14 protein-coding genes are annotated in these 19527 nt (G+C 71.2%); 2 read left to right on the top strand and 12 right to left on the bottom strand.

From position 1 onward, the window contains the following. Positions 1–15 precede the first annotated feature (15 nt). The 4 genes from H4F98_RS14400 to H4F98_RS14385 all read right to left on the bottom strand — a co-directional run bounded on the left by H4F98_RS14400 (position 16) and on the right by H4F98_RS14385 (position 3546). On the bottom strand, positions 16–1422 hold the full coding sequence (locus H4F98_RS14400; RefSeq protein WP_182688536.1) for a glycosyltransferase: 1407 nt from the start codon (positions 1420–1422) through the stop codon (positions 16–18). A gap of 292 nt (positions 1423–1714) precedes the next feature. Then, positions 1715–2317: a lysophospholipid acyltransferase family protein gene (locus H4F98_RS14395; protein WP_281368153.1), complete on the bottom strand. Its 603-nt coding sequence runs from the start codon at positions 2315–2317 to the stop codon at positions 1715–1717. A gap of 3 nt (positions 2318–2320) precedes the next feature. Further along, positions 2321–2740 carry an alternative ribosome rescue aminoacyl-tRNA hydrolase ArfB gene (arfB, locus tag H4F98_RS14390; protein WP_182688535.1) on the bottom strand — a complete coding sequence of 140 codons (420 nt, stop codon included), beginning with the start codon at positions 2738–2740 and terminating at the stop codon, positions 2321–2323. 77 nt (positions 2741–2817) lie between these two features. Then, positions 2818–3546, bottom strand: a complete 729-nt coding sequence (locus H4F98_RS14385) for a pseudouridine synthase (RefSeq protein WP_182688534.1) — start codon at positions 3544–3546, stop codon at positions 2818–2820. A 114-nt stretch (positions 3547–3660) separates the two neighbouring features. On the opposite strand from H4F98_RS14385, the gene H4F98_RS14380 reads away from it, so the two are divergent. Beyond that, positions 3661–6471, top strand: a complete 2811-nt coding sequence (locus H4F98_RS14380; RefSeq protein ID WP_182688533.1) for a M16 family metallopeptidase — start codon at positions 3661–3663, stop codon at positions 6469–6471. 21 nt (positions 6472–6492) lie between these two features. Here H4F98_RS14380 and ubiB read toward each other — a convergent pair whose 3' ends face one another. From ubiB to oleC, 5 genes are all read right to left on the bottom strand, one after another. Next, the gene (ubiB, locus tag H4F98_RS14375) at positions 6493–8172 is read right to left on the bottom strand and encodes a ubiquinone biosynthesis regulatory protein kinase UbiB (RefSeq protein WP_182688532.1); all 1680 of its coding nucleotides are present in this window, start codon (positions 8170–8172) and stop codon (positions 6493–6495) included. Next, positions 8169–8822, bottom strand: a complete 654-nt coding sequence (locus H4F98_RS14370; RefSeq protein WP_182688531.1) for a ubiquinone biosynthesis accessory factor UbiJ — start codon at positions 8820–8822, stop codon at positions 8169–8171. Before H4F98_RS14370 ends, ubiB begins: the two co-directional genes overlap by 4 nt. Before the next feature lie 42 nt (positions 8823–8864). Beyond that, positions 8865–9020: a DUF1328 domain-containing protein gene (locus H4F98_RS14365; protein ID WP_182688530.1), complete on the bottom strand. Its 156-nt coding sequence runs from the start codon at positions 9018–9020 to the stop codon at positions 8865–8867. Between the two features lie 58 nt (positions 9021–9078). Further along, on the bottom strand, positions 9079–10092 hold the full coding sequence (oleD, locus tag H4F98_RS14360) for a 2-alkyl-3-oxoalkanoate reductase (protein WP_182688529.1): 1014 nt from the start codon (positions 10090–10092) through the stop codon (positions 9079–9081). A gap of 96 nt (positions 10093–10188) precedes the next feature. Beyond that, a complete protein-coding gene (oleC, locus tag H4F98_RS14355) occupies positions 10189–11871 on the bottom strand; it encodes an olefin beta-lactone synthetase (RefSeq protein ID WP_182688528.1) in 1683 nt (560 codons plus the stop codon). Positions 11872–12011: 140 nt separating this feature from the next. On the opposite strand from oleC, the gene H4F98_RS14350 reads away from it, so the two are divergent. Further along, positions 12012–12419, top strand: a complete 408-nt coding sequence (locus H4F98_RS14350; protein WP_182688527.1) for a YkgJ family cysteine cluster protein — start codon at positions 12012–12014, stop codon at positions 12417–12419. Between the two features lie 15 nt (positions 12420–12434). Here the strand turns inward: H4F98_RS14350 and H4F98_RS14345 are convergent, their stop codons facing one another. The 3 genes from H4F98_RS14345 to H4F98_RS14335 form a co-directional block, all read right to left on the bottom strand. Next, complete coding sequence (locus tag H4F98_RS14345) at positions 12435–13346, bottom strand: alpha/beta fold hydrolase (protein ID WP_182688526.1); 912 nt, start codon at positions 13344–13346, stop codon at positions 12435–12437. Positions 13347–13426: 80 nt separating this feature from the next. Next, positions 13427–14113 carry a phospholipase D-like domain-containing protein gene (locus H4F98_RS14340; protein ID WP_182688525.1) on the bottom strand — a complete coding sequence of 229 codons (687 nt, stop codon included), beginning with the start codon at positions 14111–14113 and terminating at the stop codon, positions 13427–13429. Positions 14114–14125: 12 nt separating this feature from the next. Next, on the bottom strand, positions 14126–19414 hold the full coding sequence (locus H4F98_RS14335) for a DNA repair ATPase (protein WP_246373241.1): 5289 nt from the start codon (positions 19412–19414) through the stop codon (positions 14126–14128). Between the last annotated feature and the right edge of the window lie 113 nt (positions 19415–19527).

The raw sequence follows: 19527 nt of genomic DNA, 5'->3' as shown, positions 1-19527 counted from the left end.
CCGCCCGGCAAGCGGTCAGGCGGCGGCGCGGCGCAGCGCGCGCCCGGGCCAGCGCCGCAACGACGCCAGCACGGTGAACAGCTCGGTCCACAGCAGGCCATGCCGCATCGGCAGGGCGACCACGCCCTTGCCGAGCATGCGCAGTCGCTCGCCCGGCCGGCTGACCAGGGCGAGCGCCGCCAGCCACAGCAAGGCATCGACCAGCAACAGGGCGGCGAGCCAGGACCACGCGGCCATGCAGGCCAGGGCCAGCACCAGCAAGGGCACGAGCACCTTCTCCAGCGCGCCGAAGAACAGGGCCCAGCCGACGGGACGTCCCTGCTGGTGGGTCAGGCGTTCGCCGAACGGCTGGCGATAGGCCTCCACCACGCGCCGGGCGTTGCGCATGTCGTCCTCGCGCAGGCGCGCGGCGCGGCTTCGCTGGCGCCACCAGCGCCGCGGCCATTTGAGGGGCGTGCGCAACAGGGCATCGAAGGCGTGGCAGCTCTGCATGAAGGCCGACGAGATGTGGTGGTGCTCGCGGGCCAGCGCGTGCAGGCCCGCGCCCGGCGCGTGCGCGACCACGTCGGGCAACTGGCTGTTGTGGTAGCCCTCGTTGCACAGGGCCAGGGCGACGAAGAGTTCCGGCCGGCGGGTCAGGCCGTCGCCGTACATCGGTTCGTAGCGGTCGAAGACGTCCTTCAGGTAGCGCCGCCGGTAAGCCGTGGCGGTGAAGGCGGGTGCGCCGACGCTGCCGAACAGCGCCATCTGGCCGCGGTCGAGGAAACGCTGCTGGAAGATGCCGATGCACTCGCGGCAGGTGTCGTTGAACCAGCCCCACACGCCGCTCCAGCGGTCTCGGGGGCGGCGCGGATCGACATGCTCGTCGCCGTCCAGCCATGCGCGGAACTGCGGCGACGCCGACCAGCGCGCGCGATCGGCCATCCGGCTCGGCCGGTGCAGGCCGCGCACGCTGGCGGTACCGGCACCCTCGTACAGTTTTTCCACGCAGCGGGCGATGTAGTCGGGCGACTCGAGCACGACGTTGCCGTCGAGCACGAACATCACGTCGCCATCGAGCTCGCGCGCCTGGCGCTTCAGCGTCGCGCCCTTGCCGATGGTCCACATGCGTTCGATGGCCACCAGCGACAGGCCGTTGGCACGGGCGAATTCGCGGGCAATCTGCACGCTGTGGTCGCGATCGGCGCCGCCGTCGTCGATCAGCAGCACGCGCCCCAGCGGATGGGTCTGGGCCAGCAGCGAGGCCAGGCAGAAGGTGATGTCGGGCTGGTGGCGGTCGACATGGATGACCACGTCCACGCGCGCCTGGCGCCAGTCCTCGGCCGGGGTCGGTTCCACCTGCTGGGGCCCGCGCCACAGGCCGAGCGCGCTGAGCAGCGCGTTGGGTCCCAGGGCGAGCACGGACTGCGACATCGTAGACATTCCCTATCCCTTCCCACGACGTGCCTCGACCGGGCGTGTCGCCCTGCCGGCCAAGGTTTCCCTGTCATGAACTGCCTGCATCGCAGCCTCCCCGCATACCCGCCGGCGCCGGTGCGGCGCCCGCTGGCCATGCAGGAAACGTGACGCAAGAAACATGCCACGAATCGCTCTGGATACGCCGACCGTTCGGCGGCCCGTCGCGGCGGTGGTTTCCGGCGGATGGACGGCGCTACGGGCGCCTGCGACGCGTCGCAGGCGGGGGGCCTATCGCGGCCAGCATGGCCGCCCCGGGTCAGATCGTGCCGCGGTTCCTGCCGATCCAGGGCCGGTACCACTCGCGCACGCGCGCCATGTCGGCGTCCAGGTCGTCGCCGAGGTGGAACAGGTGGCCGATGCCGATGGTGCGCTCGGGATAGTGGAAGTAGGCGGCCATGACCGGCACCTCGGCGGCGCGGGCGATCTTGAGGAAGCCGGTCTTCCACTTCTCGACCGGCTTGCGGGTGCCTTCCGGCGCAATGACGAACCACATGCGATCGGCCCTGCGGATCATGTCGACCGCCTGTTCGATCATGCCGCGCGGCTGCGCCCGGTTGATCGGGATGCCCCCCAGGCGACGCAGCAGGGGCCCCAACGGCCACCAGAACAGCTGGTGCTTGCCGAGCACGCGCACTTCCAGGCCCAGCGCCAGTTTCGCCGCGAAGCCCCAGATCCCGTCCCAGTTCGAGGAATGCGGCGCGGCGATCACCACCGCCTTCGGGATGTCGGGAATCGGCCCGGACACGTGCCAGCCGCCCAGGCGCAGCACGCTGCGGCCCAGCCAGCGGGTGAAGCGGTTGGGCTTGACCCGCGGCATCGACGGCGGGATCTCGGGCAAGAGCGGTTGATCGTCGGCCAAGGCCTACTCCCAGTTCTGCGGCGAGCGGCCGCGCTTGATGGTACTCCGCTGCTTCTTCTCGCCGAGCCGGCGCTCGCGCGCACCTCGGCTGGGACGGGTGGCGATGCGGGTCTTGGGCACGTGCAGGCCGGCCTCGATGAAGTGCGCCAGGCGCTCGCGGGCATCCTCGCGGTTACGCTCCTGGGTGCGGAAACGCTGGGCGCTGATCACCAGCACCCCCTCCCCCGTGACCCGGCGGTCGCGGCGGGCGAGCAGGCGCTCGCGCACCGGCTCGGGCAGGGACGGCGACCCGGCGACGTCGAAGCGCAGTTCCACCGCGGTGGCCACCTTGTTGACGTTCTGCCCGCCCGGGCCGGCCGAACGCACGAAGCGCTCGACCAGTTCGGCATCGGGGATCGCGATGTGGGCGACGACCAGGGACATCGGTATCGGCGGAGGCGGGAAACTGCGCCGATTGTAGTGCGAACGGGAGGCAACGCCGACCAACGCGAGGGAGCGGCTCAGTCCGGCAACTCGCCGAACAGGGCCAGGGCCCTGGCGAACTGGCTATCGAAGGGCGCCCGCACCTCGATCCGCCGGCCGCTGCCGGGATGGGTGAAGGCCAGGCGGCGCGCATGCAGCAGCATCCGGTGGATGCCCATCATCCGGAACTGGCGGTTGTGGCGGCCGTCGCCATGGCTGGTGTCGCCGACCAGGTGGTGGAAGTCGTGCTTGAGATGGCGCCGGATCTGCCGGTAGCGGCCGGTCTCCAGGGTGGCCTCGAGCAGGGCGTAGCGCGAGGTCGGGAAGCCCGCGGAGGGTACCTCCAACTCGGCGGTGGCCAGCCGGCGGAAACGGGTCAGCGCCGGTTTCTTGACCGGTTTGCCCGGACCGCCGTCGAGCGGGTGGTCCACCTCGAAGGCCTCGGCGGGCCAACCGCGGCAGATCGCCCAGTAGGTCTTTTCCACCTCGCGCGACATCATCACCCGGCCCAGCGCCGAAGCGGTGTCGCGGTCGAAGGCCAGCAACAGGCAGCCACTGGTGGCGCGATCCAGGCGATGCACCATGAACACCGGACGGCCGAACTGCGCGCGCAGGCGGTCGGCGGCGAAGTCGCTTTCGCCCCGGGCCAGCGCGCTGTCGTGGACCATCAGGCCCGCCGGCTTGTCGACCACGGCCAGCGCATCGTCGGCATGCAGCACGTGCAGGTGCAGCGCATCGGCCGCGGGCGGCGTCGGCGTCTCGTTCATCGGGGAGCAGGTCTCGTCGGCACGATCGTGGGCGGGCGTGGTCTATTGTCCCCGGCGGTGGCCGTCACGGCCACCGCCGGTCCGCCCGCCCGACGCCATCGACAAGGAACCCGAATGCCGATCCGCCGCCCCCGCACCCGCCCAAGCGCCCCCACGCCCCTGCTGGGTCTTGCGCTCGCCTGCCTGCTGCCGCTGCATGCCATCCCCGCACTGGCGCAGCCGGTGGCGCCGCCGCGCGGCGTCGCGGCCGGTCCCTGCGTGGAGGGCATCTGCGAATACCGCCTCGACAACGGCCTGCGGGTGCTGCTGTTCCCCGACGCCAGCAAGCCCACGGTGACGGTGAACATCGCCTACGGCGTGGGCTCGGTGAACGAGAACTACGGCGAGACCGGCATGGCGCACCTGCTCGAGCACCTGATGTTCAAGGGCACGCCCGACCACGCCGACATCCCCGCGCAGATGAAGCGGCGCGGCATCGAGAAGAACGCCACCACCTCGCTCGACCGCACCAACTACTACGGCTCGTTCCCCGCGAACGATGCCACCCTGGACTGGCTGCTGGGGCTGGAGGCCGACCGCATGGTCAATTCCAACATCGCCCGCGCCGACCTCGACAGCGAGATGACCGTGGTCCGCAACGAGATGGAACGCGGCGAGAACAACCCCGGTGCGGTGATGTTCCAGCGCCTGCGCTCGACCGCGTTCCTGTGGCACAACTACGGCCACTCCACGATCGGCGCGCGCGCCGACGTCGAGCACGTGCCGATCGAACGCCTGCAGGCCTTCTACAAGCGCTGGTACCGCCCCGACAACGCCACCGTGATCGTCGCCGGCCGCATCGACCCGGCCGCGACGCTGGCGCGGGTGAAGGCGCGGTTCGCAGGCATCCCGCGGCCGGCCGCGCCCTTGCCGGTCGCCTGGACCGCCGATTCCACCCAGGACGGAGAGCGCGAGGTGACCGTGCGCCGCAGCGGCGACATGCGCCTGGTCGCCGCCGGCTACCACGTGCCCGCCGCGACCCACCCCGACAGCGCCGCGCTCGCCGTGCTGATGGACGTCCTCGGCGACACGCCGGGCGGACGCCTGCACGAGGCCCTGGTCGACGGCCACCTGGCCGCCGGGACCGGCACCAGCCTCGACACCCTGCGCGACAGCGGGCTGGCAGCGGTGCTGCTGGTGGCGCCCCGCGACACCGACATCGACAAGGCCGAGGCCACGTTGCTGGCACAGGTCGAGGACATCGCCCGCCATCCGGTCACCGAGGAGGAGGTCGCACGGGCCAGGCAGCGCATCGCCAATGGCTACGAGCAGAACTTCAACAACGTCAACGCGGTGGCGATGGCCCTCACTGAGTCGGTCGCCGCCGGCGACTGGCGACTGTACTTCCTGCGCCGCGACAGCATCGCCGCGGTCGACGCCGACGACGTCAACCGCGTCGCCCGCGCATACTTCAAGCGCAGCAACCGCACGCTGGCGCGCTTCGTACCGACCGACGCGCCCGATCGCGCCGACATCCCTGAGGCACCGACCGCGGCCGAACGCCTGGCCGGCTACGTCGGCAGGCAGGCGATCGACGCTGGCGAGACCTTCGATCCCACGCCCGCGCGGATCGATGCGCGCACCGAGACCTTCACCCTCGGCGAGGGCCTGAAGGTGTCGCTGCTGCCCAAGGACACCCGCGGCGATGTCGTCACGGTCAACGCGACCTTCCGCTACGGCGATGCCACCAGCCTGCGCGGCCGCGAGGTGGGTGCGCTGGCAGGCGCCATGCTCATGCGCGGCAGCACCCGCCTTAGCCGACAGGAGATCGCCGACAGGTTCGAGGCGCTGCGCACGACCGGCGGCGTCAGCGGCGGCCTGCAGTCGGCCGGCCTGACCCTGCAGTCGCGGCGCGACACCGTCGGCGAGGCCCTGGCGCTGGCCGCCGACATCCTGCGCCACCCGGCCTTCCCCGAACGCGAGTTCGAGCAGTTCCGCCTGCAGGCGATCACCGGCCTGGAGGCCTCGCTGAAGGAACCCGGCCCGGTGGCCTCCAATGCGCTGGCCGCGCACTTCGATCCCTGGCCCGAGGGCCATCCGCTGCACCAGCAGTCGACCGCCGAATCGCTGGCGATGATCCGCGCCGCCACGCTGGACGAACTCAAGGCCTTCCACCGCGACTTCTACGGCACCGGCGAAGGCGAGATCGCCGTCGTCGGCGACTTCGACCCGGTGGCGATGAAAGCCGAGCTCGAACGCCTGTTCGTCGGCTGGACCTCGCCCCATCCCTACGCGCCCATCGCCACCCGCTTCACCCGGGTCGGCCCGGCCGACGAACGCCTGCAGACCCCCGACAAGGCCAATGCCGTGCTGGTGGCGCGCAGCAACCTGTCGCTCAACGAGGACGACGCCGAGTACCCGGCCCTGCTGGTCGCCAACCAGGTCCTGGGCGGCGATCCGCTCAAGGCGCGGTTGGGCGACCGCCTGCGCCAGCAGGACGGGCTGACGTACGGCATCGGCAGCGGCCTGCGCGCGGATGCCAGCATCGAGGGCCGCGACGATGCCGGCTACCTGGTCATCCAGGCCAGCGCCGCGCCCGGCAACGTCGATCGCCTCGAGGCCGGCATCCGGGAAGAACTGCAGCGCCTGGTGCGCGACGGCATCACCGCCGACGAGCTCAAGGACACGGTCCAGGCCCTGCGCGTGGAGCGCGAACAGGCCCTGGCCGCGGACGGCAACCTGGTGGGCATACTGGGCCGCAACCTGTACCTGGGTCGCACGATGGCCTGGTCGGCGCGCTTGGACGCGCGCCTGCAGGCCCTGACCGTAGACGAAGTCAACGCGGCCATCCGGCGCCATCTCGACCCCGATGCGCTGAGCGTGTTCAGTGCCGGCGATTTCGGCGGCGGCGGCGTGGCCGCGCCAGCGCGGGAGGACGCGCGCTGACAGCGCCCGTGTCGCGCCGCCTCAGCCGCGACGACGCGGCCAGGCGGCCAGCAGGGCCCAGACGCCCCCGAGCCCCGCGACCCAACTCGACGCCGGCACCGACAGCACGGTCGGACCGCCGGCCTCCATCGCATAGAGCATCACCGCCACGATCAGCAGGCCCGTGCCCAGCAGGGCGGCGACGGTACGTCGCTGCAGATCCTTCACCGCGCGGGTGAGCTCGGCCAGGTCGCGCGAGCGCATGTTCAGGCTGTGCGTGCCCTCGACCTGCTGCTGCAGCCAGGCATGCAGCAGGCGCGGCATCTCCGGCGCGCGGGTGACCAGCTCGGGCAGGCGCTTGCGGAACTCGCGCGCCAGCCGTGCCGGGCTGTAGCGCTCGACCAGGATCTTCTGCAGCACCGGGCGCGCGACCGCCCAGATGTCCAGTCGCGGGTCGAGCAGGCGCCCCACGCCCTCGATGTTGAGCAGGGTCTTCTGCAGCAGGATCAGCTGCGGCTGCAAGGTCAGCTCGTAGCGCTGGGCGACGCGGAACAGCTTCAGCAGCACCTCGGCCAGCGAGATCTCGCTGAGCGGCCGGGTGAAGTAGGGCTCGCAGACCGAGCGCGCGGCCGCCTCCAGCTCGTCGATGCGGATCGTCGAGGGCATCCAGCCGGCCTGCACGTGCAACTCGGCGATGCGGCGGTAATCCTGGTTGAAGATCGCCATGAAGTTCTCGGCCAGGTAGTACTGGTCCTCGTCCGAGAGCTGGCCCATGATCCCGAAGTCCAGCGCGATGAAGCGCGGGTTGTCGCGGCGCGCCGGGTCGCTGTCGACCCAGATGTTGCCGGCATGCGCGTCGGCGTGGAAGAAGTTGTCGCGGAACACCTGGGTGTAGAACACCCGCACGCCCTTGGCCGCCAGGGCCTTGCGGTCGATGCCGGCGGCGTCGAGCGCGCGGACGTCGTCGGAGGGGATCCCATGCACGCGCTCGAGGGTCAGCGCGCGTTCGGCGGTGTGCGACCAGATCACCTCGGGGACGTAGAGGTCGTCGCTGCCGAGCCAGTTGCGCCGCAGCACGCTGGCATTGGCGCCCTCGCGCTGCAGGTCGAGCTCGGCGGCCAGGGTGTTCTGGACTTCGTCGACGATCGCCCGCGGGCGGATCTTGTCGGCATTGGGATGGGTGCGCTCGACCAGCGCGGCGACCGCGCCCAGCAGGGCGATGTCGCCGGCGATCTGCTTCTCGATCCCGGGCCTGAGCACCTTGACCACCACCTCGCGACCGGGCTGGCCGTCGACGGCGGGCAGGGTCGCGGCATGGACCTGGGCGATCGAGGCCGAGGCCAGCGGTACGGTGTCGAAGCTGGAGAAGGCCTCCGCCACCGGGCGCTCGAGCGCTTCCTCGACGATGGCGCGGGCACGCTCGCCGTCGAAGGGCGCGACACGATCCTGCAGCGCAGACAGTTCGTCGGCCACGTCCGGCGGCACCAGGTCGCGCCGGGTGGAGAGGATCTGGCCGAACTTGACGAAGATCGGCCCCAGGTCCTGCAGTGCCATGCGCAGGCGCGCGCCGCGCGACTCCGCCGCGATCGCGTCGCTCGCGCTCGGCACGAAGGGCCGGGCGAGCTTCAGCCAGCGCTCGGCGGGGGTGCCGTCGAGGAGGTCGTCGAGCCGGTAGCGCAACAGGACGCGGCCGATGCGCCAGGCCCGCAGCGCCGACTTCATGCAGTGTCTCCGGACGCCGCCTGGCGCAGGCGTCCCACGCGCGAGGCGAGGCGTTCGACGTCGTCGCGCACGGTGTCGACGTCGTCGTGGAAGGCGTTGAGTTCGTCGCGCCCGACCACGTCTCGCGATTCCTCGGTCAGGTACTCGGCCGTGGTCGCGGCCAGGGCGCTGCCGGCCGAACGCGCATGGCGCAACGCGGCGGCGACCGCCTGGGCGACCTGGACGCCGACCACCTCGCCGAACACGGCGACGAAGGGCTGCTGCCAGTCGGGATCGAAGCGTTCGGCCAGGCGCTGCAGGCGGCGCGCGAGGTCGGCGTCGCCTTCGATGCGCATGCGCCCCACCGGCGGTGCGTCGTCGTTGCGCAGGAACGGCAGCTGGGCGATCAGGCCACCCAGGGTACCGCGAACGGAGAGATCGGCCGACCCGGCCTCGTCCACCGGGCCGACCGAGAGGCGCCTGCCGTCGACGACCACCTGCAACGCCAGTGGCGGCGTGGCGAGGTGGAGGGCGACGCGGCGACCGTCAAGGGCCTGCAGGCCCTCGCGGGTGTCGGGATCGAGCTCGAGCGCGCGGTTGAGGGCGGACTCGAGCGCTCGCCCGGCGAGCGGCTTCAATGCGGACAGCGCGGAGGGGGTCTTCGGGGCCATGCGGCATTGTAGCCGCGCCGCGCCGTCCGTCGCGCCGCCGCGTCAGACCTTCTTGCGGAAGAACGACACGATCGCGAGGATCAGGAAGACGACGAACAGGATCCAGGCGATGTTGCTGGCGGCACCGGCGATGCCGGTGAAGCCGAGCACGGCCGCGATCAGGGCGACTACCAGGAAGATGATGGCGTAGTGAAGCATGTGGGCGTTTCCGGTCAGGTGCCCGATTGGCACTGGAAACAGCATTGCCGCAGGCGCATCACCGCGACGTGAGCGCCGCCCGCTCCAGCCAGTCGGCCTTCAGCCTTGTGAGTCCCTCGTCAATGGACACCCGCGGTACGTAGCCGAAGTCGCGGCGCGCCGGCGCCATGTCGTACCAGTGCGTGGTCGCCAGTTGCTCGGCCAGGAACCGCGTCATCGGCGGCTCGCCCTTGAGGTTGAGCAGGGGCCACAGGCCCTCGCAGGCGGCGCCGATGGCGTACGCCACGCCGAAGGGCAACGAGCCGTGCACGGTCGGCGCGCCCGCCGCATCGAGCAACGCGTTGACGATATCGCGCATCTCGCGGGGCTCGCCGTTGCTGATGAAGTAGGCGCGACCGGCGCAGGCGCTGCCGACGGCGAGGTGCTCGAAGGCATCGAAGTGCGCCTGCGCCGCGTTGTCCACGTAGGTGGTGTCGATGCGGTTGTGGCCGCCGCCGACGAAACGCAGCCGCCCGGCGCGCGCGCGTTCGGCCAGGCGCGGCAGCAGCTGGTTGTCGCCCACGCCCCAGATCAGCCGCGGGCGCAGGGCGACGGTGGCGAGGGTGCTGGAATTGGCCGCGAGCACGGCCTGCTCGGCGAGCAGCTTGGTCGACGCGTACGGCGCCTTGAGGTCGCGGCCGTAGGGCACGGTCTCGGCGGTGCCGCCCTCGACGGGGTGGGTGGCGCGATGGGTCACGCTTGGCGTGGAGGTGTAGACCAGGCGGTCGATGCCGTGCACGCGACACGCCGCGATGACGTTGTCGGTGCCGATCACGTTGGCCTCGTGGTAGCTCTCGTAGCTGCCCCAGGCGCCGGCCTTGGCCGCGTTGTGGAACACCGCCGCGCAGCCGCTGGCGGCCGCGATCACCGCGTCGCGGTCGGCCAGGTCGCCCCGCAACTGCTCGACCTGCATCGCGTCCAGGGCCGGGTACTCGCCGCGGTTGAAGCTGACCACGTGGTGACCCTGCGCGCGAAGTCCACGGCACAGGGCCTGTCCGAGAAAACCGCCGCCTCCCGTCACCAGAATCTTCATCGCCACCTCCCCCGTGTGCGTGCCGGCCACTCCCGGCGCGCGACAAGCCTACCCGACCGCGATGCCGGCCGGGAGCGCCGCGCGGCCCGGGTTGCGTCAGTGCCGGTCCTTCGCCCACTGCGCCAGGCGTTCGCGCCCGATCTTGGCGTTGTGGCGGATGTCGACGGGGAAACCGGGGTGGCGCAGGAAGGCGTCGACGGCCGCGGTGCGCGGATGCGCGTCCGCGATCGCGCGCAGTTCGCGCTCGACGCGGGACCACGCGCCGCGGGCCACGCCGGGGGCCAGTTCGACGCACAGCACCGGGCGCTGCGCACCCAGCGGGCCCAGGCCGACCAGGGCGGTACGGCGCACGTCGGGATGGGTGTTGAAGACCGGCTCGACCTGCTCGGTGTACAGCGGCCCGCTGGCGGTCTCCACGCGATGCGACTTGCGCCCGCAGAACCACAGGCGGCCGGCATCGTCGAAGTAGCCGACATCGCCCATCCGGTGCACCACGCGCCCGCCCCCGCCCTCCTCCTCGCGGATCTTCGCCAGGCGGGTCTGCGCATCGCGCCGGAAGTACGTGTCGGTGGCGGTCGGACCGGCCACGGTGATCTCCCCGATCTCGCCGGTAGGCAGGACCTCCGCCCGCGACCAGTCGGGGATCGCGTCGTCGGTGATGCGGATGATCCGCACCTCGTTGGGCGCGACCGGCCGACCGACGCAGGTACCGGCGCCGCTTTCGGTGGCCGCGCGCGTGGCCTGCAGCTCCTGCCCTTCGATGACCGCGACGGGCAGGCATTCGGTGGCGCCGTAGGGCGTCCAGAACTGCGCGTCCTCCGGCAGCAGTTCGCGCATGCGGGCGACGACCGCGGCCGGCACCGGCGCCCCGGCCGAGGTCACCCGCTTCAGGGTCGGCAGCGCCTTGCCGTGCGCGGCGAGCACCGCCATCAGGGCGGGCGAGCCGAACAGCTGGTCGACGCCGAAGCGCGCGATCGCGGCGTGCAGCCGGCGCGGATCGGCGCGCGCGGGCCGCGTGGGGTCCATGTCGGGGATGATGGAGGTCAGGCCCAGCGCGGGATCGAACAGGGCGAAGGGCGGAAAGGTCGGCAGGTCGACCCCGCCCGGCTGCAGGCCGAAGGCCTCACGCAGCATGTCGACCTGGGCGACGAAGTGGCGATGGCGGTAGACCACGCCCTTGGGAACCCCGGTCGAGCCGCTGGTGAACAGGATCGCGGCCACGTCGTCGGGCGCGGTGGCCGCCAGCTGCGCGCCGGCGCCGGCCCCTTGCGCCTCGATCGCGGCCAGGGTGGCGTCGGCCAGCACGGCGCGCCGGCCGGTGGTGACGCGGATGCGCGCCGACTTCGCCCAGCCCAGGACGACCCGCGCCACCTGCGCCAGGGGGATGCCGATGAACGCATCGGCCTCCGCTTCGTCCAGGCACTGGCGCAGTGCGCGGCGATCGATGCCCGGGTCGACCAGGACCGGGACCGCGCCGATCTTGAACAGGGCGAACATCAACAGGAAGAACGCCGGCGACGGCCGCACCATCACCACCGTGCGCGTCCCGCGATCGATGCCCCGTGCCTGCAGGCCGGCGCCAATGGCATCGCTGCGCCCGTCCAGCTCGCGGTAGGTCAAGGTCTGGTCGTAGCGCGCCAGGCCGTCGGCACCCCGCCGCCCGGGGCAGCGCATGGCGACCTGGTCCGGGGCACGTGCGGCCAGTTCGGGCAGTCGCGCGGCGATGTTGCAGGGGGGCGTTCGGCCGCCGGCGGCGGCAGGATCGTGGGCACTCGTCATGGCCGCATTGTCGCCGCTCGCGGCGCCGTCGGGCCAATCGGGGCGCGGCACTTGCGCGCGGCCCGGAAACCCCCACAATTCCGCCACCCCGCGGCGCATGGACGGCCCGCGCCCCTCCCCTGTCCCGAGCGATGGCGGCCATGAGCCACCCCTGCCTGACCTGCGGCGCCTGCTGCGCCCACTTCCGCGTCTCCTTCCACTGGGCGGAGACCACGCCCACCCTCGGCGGCACCGTGCCGGAGGCGCTGACCGAGAAGTTCGACCATCATCGCGTGGTCATGCGCGGCACCTCGACCAAGGCCCCCCGCTGCATCGCGCTCGATGCGGAGATCGGCGTGCGCGCACGTTGCAGCATCCACCCGATCAAGCCGAGCGTCTGCCGCGAAGTACCGGCCTCTTGGGAGTTCGGCGCGGCCAGCGCGCAGTGCGACAAGGCGCGGTTGGCCCATGGAATGCCGGTGCTGACCCGGGCCGACTGGGACTTCCCGACCGAACCCACCGAACCGCCGACCGAGCCGCCGGCGCCGATCGCGCCCCTGGCTGCCTGAGGCGCCTGCCCGCGCTCAGAGCGGGTGGCGGTCGAGGAAGTCTCGGATCATCGGCACCAGCACGCCGGCCTTGTCCTCGAGCACGTAGTGGTTGGCGTCCTCGAAGGCGTGTATCTCCGCCTGCGGCAGGGCCGCGGTGAAGCCGTCGAGGAAATGGCGGTCGAAAACGAAGTCGCGCAGGCCCCAGCCGATGAAGGCCGGCCGGTCGGCGTACTCGTGCAGCACCCGCGCCGATTCGGCGACCGGCGCCCAGGCACGGTCGCCCTCGCCCAGCGGGATGTCCTGCATGAAGCGCAGGGTGCTGATCGCCTGCTTCCAGCCGTTGTACGGCGCCTCGAATGCGCGGCGCACGTCGGCGGGCATGCGCTGCTCGACGCCCAGGCGGGTCGCGCCCCGCGCGAACAGGTTGAGGGCGCGGATCATGAAGCCACCCAGCCTGGAATCGCGTCCCAGCGACAGCTGCCAGGGCATGGGCTTGGCCGGCGGCAGCGGGAAGGCGGCGGTATTGAGCACGACCAGCCGGCGCACCCGCTCGCGGCGCGGCAGGGCCCAGCCGAAACCGATCATGCCGCCCCAGTCGTGCACGGCCAGGGTCACCGGAGCGCTGATGCCCAGGTGCTGCAGCAGGGTCTCGACGTCGTCGATGCGCGACTGCAACGTGTACGCATAGGCCTCGTCGGCGGGCCGGTCCGACAGGCCCATGCCGACGTGGTCGGGGACGATGCAGCGGTAGGCCTTGCCCGTCGCCGGGTCGGACAGGCCGGACACCAGCTTGCGCCAGTAGTAACTCCACGACGGATTGCCGTGCAGCATGAGCACCACTTCGCCGTCGCGCGGGCCCTCGTCGAGGAAGCTCATGCCGATGCCCGGGCGTACCTCGAAGCGCTTGGGGGTGAACGGGTAGTCGGGGTAGGCGGTGGCGGGCATCACGGACTCGGCGAAGGCCTGGGCAGGCCGGGGGCGCCCATTATCCCGCCCCGGGGCGGTTCCGCCCACCGCCTCCGGATTCAGGCCCCGTAGCGCGACCACAGCGCCTCGAACTGGCCACTGAAGCAGCGGACCAGGTGGGCGTCATCGGTCACCGTCAGGTTTTCCTGGTTGTACGCGCTGGCGCTGCGGGTCCAGTTGAAACTGCCATTGGCGAGCAGGCGGCCATCGAACAGCGCGAACTTGTGGTGCATGTGGTGCTCGCTGGCATCCAGCCGCACCACGACCCCCTGGGCCTGCAACCAGCCGATGTCGTTGCCGGTGTCGTGGCGCTTGTCGTTGTCGCTGATCACCCGTACCCGCACGCCCCGCCGGTGGGCCCCGACGATGGCTTCGCGCAGGCGGTCATCGGAGATGGTGTAGACGCAGATGTCGATGCCTTCCCGCGCGCCGCCGCACAGGTCGCGCAGTTTGCGCAGGCACGCATCGCCGGGCGTGAAACAGGCGCTCGATGCCACCGGGGTGGTGTCGCTGGCCACGTCCAGGGTCCTGACGACCTGCTCGAGCCACCTGATGCCGTCAAGCGCGGTCGCGGGATCGTCGTGGAGCAGGTCGCGCGCCATCGCAAAGGCGCGGTTGCGCAGGTAGCGCACGCGCTCGCGGTCGAGTTGCCCGCCGAGCTGGCGCAGGGCGTGCTTCTCGTCGGTGTCGAGCCGATGGTCTTCCACGCTCTCGCGCAGCATCCGGTCCAGGCTGTCGAAATCCATGCGATCTCCGGTTCAGCGGCGGGTGCGCCCGTGCAGGCGGTCGGCGAACTCGGCCAGCGCCTGCTCGAGCTGCTTCTGGCGCTCGGTTTCGCTCAGCGCCGTCGGCGCGACGCCCTTGTCGAGGTGCGCGACCAGTTGGCCAAGCAGCAGCGCCTGCTGCTCCGATCGCGCCTGCAGGCTCTCGGCCAGTGGCGCCAGGCCGTCGAGCCACGCAGCGGCGCCTTCGACGGGCGCGGCCACCGGGGCGACCGGGTCGCGCGAGGCCAGGCGCTCGAGCAGCGCGAGCAGGCTGGACCAGCGCGCGGCCTGCTCCGGATCCGCGGCCGGCGACCGCTCGGCGCGTTGCCCCAGGGCTTTCAGGCCTTCGACGAGGTCCGCGAGCTGGGCGACGACACGACCGCCGACATCGGCATCGTCGGCGCCCATGGCCTTGTTGCGCAGGAAATCGCGCTTGATCTGCGCCCATCGCTCCCGCTGTACGTCGTCCATCACGCCGCGCAGCTCGGCCAGCTTGAGCAGGTTCTCCTCCGCACCGGTCGTGAGCAGTTGCGCCTCGCCCAGGTAGTGGTCGGCGATCAGCTGCTGCAGCTCCGCGTCGTTCATGACCGGGGAGACCTTCTCGGCCAGCTTGTTCATGTTGCGGTAGCTGCCCTGCAGGCGGAACGGCGGCTCGGTGCGGTACTTGTCGGCCTGCGCGGCGCTGGCGATGTACTGCTGGTTGACCCGGTAGACGACGTCGCGGACCTGCAGCAGGCGCTCGAGGGTCGCGGTGATCTCATTGATCTCCGCGCCGCTGTAGGCATGCGAGAGCGCGTTGGCGGAGAACTCGCGGCCCTGGGCACGATCGACGAAGCGGTACAGGTCGGCCAGCTCGCGGGTGGCCAGCGGCGCCAGCACCGGGCTGGACGTCAAGGCGTTCTCGATGTAGCTCAGCGTGAAAGCGTCCTCCATGCCGCCGAGCACGTCGCCCAGGTTGTAGATGTCGGCGCGGTTGGCGAGCATGTCGGGGATCCGGAACACTTCGCCCGACTCGGTGTACGGGTTGCCGGCCATGACCACGCAGAACTTGCGGCCGCGCATGTCGTAGGTGCGCGTGCGCCCCTTCCACACGCCTTCGATGCGCCGGGTGCCATCGCAGAGCGAGATGAACTTCTGCAGGAACTCCGGGTGCGTGTGCTGGATGTCGTCGACGTACAGCATCACGTTGTTGCCCATCTCCAGCGCCAGGTTGAGCTTGTGCAGCTCCTGCGCGGCGGTGGCGTCGGGCGCCTGGGCCGGATCCAGCGAACGCACCTCGTGGCCGAGCGCCGGGCCGTTGATCTTCATGAAGTTCAGCCCCAGGCGGTGGGCCACGTACTCCATCAGCGTGGTCTTGCCGTAGCCGGGGGGCGAAATCATCATCAGCAGGCCCATCAGGTCGCTGCGCCTGGATTCGCCGACGGTGCCCATCTGCTTGGCGAGGTTGTCTCCGATCACCGGCAGGTAGACGTCGTTGATGAGCTTGTTGCGGACGAACGAGCTCAACGGCCGCGGCTTGAATTCGTCCAGGCGCATGGCCTCGCGCTCGCGGGCCACGACCGCCTGGCGCTGCGCCTGGTAGCGCTGGAACCCCGGCACGAAGTGCTCGCGGTGCCACTGCAGGCGCTCGGCGAAGTCGTCCACCGCCAGTCGCATGCGCCCGGCCTCGATGCGGGGATGCTCGCCGAGCAGGCCCTCGACCTCGGCGTGCAGGTCGGCCTCGGTGACGCGCAGCGCCAACGGGTCGGCCAGCAGCAACCATGCGACCGCCTCGTCGACGTGGCGGGCCAGGGGCGCATGACCGGGGTCGGCGCACAGCGCCTGGAAGGCATCGCGTGCCAGCGACCAGCGCGCACCGGGGCGGTCGGCAAGACGCTCGAGCGCCTGTTCGAAGTCATCCCACGCGGGGCCCTCGCCCAGCCGGGTGCGCAGCGCATCGAGCAACTCACGGGCGTGGCGGGTGACGAGGAACCGGGAATGTCGCGCGGCGAGCGTATCCACCAGGTAGACGGCCGCAGGCCTCGCCAGGCCTGCATCGAACGGCATCGCGGCGGCGCGGGCATGCGCGTCGATGGCGTCGGCGACTTCCCCGACCAGGCGATCGATGCCGTCGCGCCGGCCGAGCAGGCGGGCGATGTCGTGCAGGGTGCGTGCACGCTCCGGCCAGCGCGCGCCGGCGTCGTCGTCACGCAGTTGGCCCCAGGCCCACCAGGCCAGTGCGCGCGCACCCGGCGCGTGCACCAGGCTGCCGGCACTGGCCTGCAGCGGCAGGAGCGCCTGCAGGATCAGCGCCGCGTCGTGGTCGTGAATGCCTTTCTCGTAACCCTCGCGGTAACGCGGGGCGGCGAAGTCGCGGATGCGCCTGTCGAGCGCGCCCGCCTTCGCCGCGTCCTGGGCCAGCAGGTCCAGGTCCAGGCCCTCCCGCCCTGCGCGGGCCGCGTCCAGGACCAGGCCGGCGAGGTATTCGCCGCGATAGAGCTGGCTGGACTCCGAGTCCAGCGAGAGCTGCCAGTACGTGCGCGAGTCGTCCAGGGTGGCGTCGTGGAGGGGCTCGAAGTAGTCGGTGCCGGTGAGGTGCAGGGACAGGCCGTCCCCGCGCGGCATCACGGTCAAATCCAGCGGCTGGGTGTTGACGCTGAATCGGTGGCGCGGCCCGAGCTTGATGACGTCGCCACCGGCCTCGAACAGTTCGCTGCGGTCGCGCAGGCCGCGCACCGCCTGGTCGCGCACGCCCTTCAGGCGCGCCTCGACGTCGTCGGCGCGGACGTTGTCGCGCAGGTTGCGCAGGCGCTCGACGAGCTCGCTCAGCTTCAGGATCAAGGGGTCGCCGGCGAAGAAGGCATGCAGTGCGTCGGCCTCCGCGAGGCGGTCGGTGCGGCGCGGGAGGCCGTCGAGGATCCGCAGCGCGGCATCCGCCACCGCCTGCGCCTTGCGCTGGCGGTCGTCGAGCAGGGCCTGCTTGTGCGCCTCGAAGGTCTCGAGCATTTCCTCGCGCTTGGCCAGGATGTCGGCCAGGAACTGTTCGTGCTCGCCGAACTGGCTTTCGAGCTCCTCGAGCTGGACCATCAGGCGCGACAGCTGTTCGTCGCAGCGCTCCGGGTCCTGGGCCAGCGACAGGGCACTGGCGATGCTCTGGCTGAAGAGGCTGAACTGCGCGCCGAACTGCGCCATGGATTCGTTCGCGCCCAGTGCCTTGCGCCGCTGGTCGGCCCGCGCCTTGGCCTGGTTCAGGCGCGCATAGACCCCGGAGATGGACTCGACGATGCGCGTGCGCTGGGTGGCGTCCTCGACCTTCAGGCTCGCCATCAGCTCCGACAGCGTGTCCAGGTCGCTGGACATCGCCTGCATGGCCTCCAGGGCGCCGGACAGCGCGCGGACGCTTTCGGCCGCCTGCGCGTCGCGATCGAGCGCGTCCAGGCGGTCGGCGAAGGGCTGCAGGGCGCGGTCGCTGGCCAGGAAGGTCCCGGTCGCCTCGCCGATGCGCGCCTGCGCGGCCTGCACCTCGGCTTCCATCGCATCGAGCGCGTCCACATCGACGTAGCGCTGCTCGCGCAGGCCGAGCAGGTGGCCGCGGTGGCGCGAGAGCGCACCCAGCGCCTCCACGTAGGGCTGGACGCTGTCCCAGTCCCCGGAGAGCAGGCGGCCCATGAGCGCTTTCTGCCGGGCGGCGGCGTCCGCCATGGCTTCGCGGGACTGCCGGCGGATGCCCTCGACCTTCTCGTATTCGTCGATCACCGACTCGCTGGTGGCGACGATCTCGTGCAACAGTGGTGCGAGCGCGCCGCCCTCCGGGTCGGCGATCCAGTGATGGAGGTCGAACAGGCGCCGGGTGTCCTGCGCAAGCTGTTCGTAGCGCTGTGCGGAGACCTCCTCGGCGCCGATCGCGCGTACCAGGCCGAACAGGTCGGAGATGCCGCGCACCAGTTCGGCATTGCCGATGCGCCCCATGAAGCCCTCGCCGACGGGCTGCCGTGCGGCGAACTCGTCGCTGCTGAACGGCGTTTCCCACACCTGCATCGGATGCACGCGGGTCGGCGCGTCGCTTTCCGAACTGAAGATGACCATGCGGCCATCGTCCAGGCGCGCCATGCCATGGCCCGACATCGGCGGCTGCAGGCGGCGCTCGATCATGTTGTAGGTGAACAGCGCGGTGCGGCCGGCGACGGGCTCGTAGAAGACGTACAGCACGTCCTCGCCGTTGGGCGAGCGCACCGAGCGGCTGAAGCGCATGCCGCGCATGTCCTGCTCGAAGGCCTTGTATTCGCCGTTCTGCAGGTAGTAGCCGCCCGGGAAGACGATGCCGTGGTCCTCGGGCAGCTGGATGCAGGCCTGGCCGATCTCGTCGATGCGCCGCACCTGCCGGGTCAGCGTGTTGTAGACGAGGTATCGCCAGTCGGTTTCCCGGTAGGGCAGGACCTTGAGCAGCACCAGCGTGCCCAGTCGCGCGAACGCGACGCGGGCGTCGTCCAGCGACTGGGTCTTGTCCTCCACCGGTTCGCGGTAGATGCCCTCGCCGTCCTCGGTGTTGTCCTCGACCTTGATCGTGAGGTCGCCGCCGAGGGTTTCCACGAACACCGTGTCGAGGATGTTCAGGTGCGGATGCCGGCCGTTCACCGCCATCTCGCGGGTGGCCTCGGTCCACTCGAAATCGTAGGGCGCCGGCAGGGCGATGTCGCGTTCGCCCCGGTTGTCGATGTAGCGGACCTCGCGCCCTTCGTCGGCGACCGACCAGCGGAATACGCGCAGGTCGTCCAGGCGCTCGCCGATCTGGAACGCGGCCAGCAGCTTGCCGTCGCGCAGTGCCAGCTGCACCAGGCGGGTGTCCTTGTAGTAGGCGTAGAGCTCGCGGAAGTCCTGGACGAAGGACTCCTCGCCAAGGAAGCTCTCGGCGTGCGACACCGGGGTGACGTCGAAGCCGTCGCCCGACTCGACCAGTTGGTAGAGCGAGAACACGTCCTCGACCCGGGTTTCCTTCTTCAGTCCGAGGAAGACGTTGTAGCCGAACAGGAAGCGGCTGCCGACCTGGACGAGGTCGCGGGCCACGCAGTTGTTCTCGGTACGCACGCGCAATCGCCCCAGCAGGGCCATGCGGCTGCTGCCGAAGGTCTCCAGGCGTCGCGCGTTGAGCGCATCGGCGAGGCCGCGCAGGCGCTGGCCCTGGTCCGCCAGGCGCTTGTGCAGCACCTCGTAGGCGCCGCCTTCGGCGACGGCGCGGTCGACGACCCCACGCCCCTCCTCGACCATTCCGTCATCGGCGCGGGAACCCGTACCCTGCTCGGCCATGTTGCTCCTTCCTGTCCCCCCGACCGGGGGCTGTACTGGCGACGATGCCGTCGCCCGGGCGACCACCGCCCGGCATCCGCCGGGTGGGCCGCGTCAGTCCACGTGTCCCGGCC

Origin of the sequence: Marilutibacter spongiae (assembly GCF_014145325.1) — a bacterium.
GTDB lineage: Bacteria > Pseudomonadota > Gammaproteobacteria > Xanthomonadales > Xanthomonadaceae > Marilutibacter > Marilutibacter spongiae.
This window is presented reverse-complemented; position numbering and strand designations above follow the sequence as displayed.

What these genes read in the sequence shown, in the direction of transcription:
- H4F98_RS14335 (WP_246373241.1), bottom strand. Translation starts at nt 19,414, where the DNA reads ATGGCCGAGCAGGGTACGGGTTCCCGCGCCGATGACGGAATGGTCGAG.
- H4F98_RS14380 (WP_182688533.1), top strand. Translation starts at nt 3,661, where the DNA reads ATGCCGATCCGCCGCCCCCGCACCCGCCCAAGCGCCCCCACGCCCCTG.
- arfB (WP_182688535.1), bottom strand. Translation starts at nt 2,740, where the DNA reads ATGTCCCTGGTCGTCGCCCACATCGCGATCCCCGATGCCGAACTGGTC.
- ubiB (WP_182688532.1), bottom strand. Translation starts at nt 8,172, where the DNA reads ATGAAGTCGGCGCTGCGGGCCTGGCGCATCGGCCGCGTCCTGTTGCGC.
- H4F98_RS14400 (WP_182688536.1), bottom strand. Translation starts at nt 1,422, where the DNA reads ATGTCTACGATGTCGCAGTCCGTGCTCGCCCTGGGACCCAACGCGCTG.
- H4F98_RS14370 (WP_182688531.1), bottom strand. Translation starts at nt 8,822, where the DNA reads ATGGCCCCGAAGACCCCCTCCGCGCTGTCCGCATTGAAGCCGCTCGCC.
- oleC (WP_182688528.1), bottom strand. Translation starts at nt 11,871, where the DNA reads ATGACGAGTGCCCACGATCCTGCCGCCGCCGGCGGCCGAACGCCCCCC.
- H4F98_RS14340 (WP_182688525.1), bottom strand. Translation starts at nt 14,113, where the DNA reads ATGGATTTCGACAGCCTGGACCGGATGCTGCGCGAGAGCGTGGAAGAC.
- oleD (WP_182688529.1), bottom strand. Translation starts at nt 10,092, where the DNA reads ATGAAGATTCTGGTGACGGGAGGCGGCGGTTTTCTCGGACAGGCCCTG.
- H4F98_RS14365 (WP_182688530.1), bottom strand. Translation starts at nt 9,020, where the DNA reads ATGCTTCACTACGCCATCATCTTCCTGGTAGTCGCCCTGATCGCGGCC.
- H4F98_RS14345 (WP_182688526.1), bottom strand. Translation starts at nt 13,346, where the DNA reads ATGCCCGCCACCGCCTACCCCGACTACCCGTTCACCCCCAAGCGCTTC.
- H4F98_RS14385 (WP_182688534.1), bottom strand. Translation starts at nt 3,546, where the DNA reads ATGAACGAGACGCCGACGCCGCCCGCGGCCGATGCGCTGCACCTGCAC.
- H4F98_RS14350 (WP_182688527.1), top strand. Translation starts at nt 12,012, where the DNA reads ATGAGCCACCCCTGCCTGACCTGCGGCGCCTGCTGCGCCCACTTCCGC.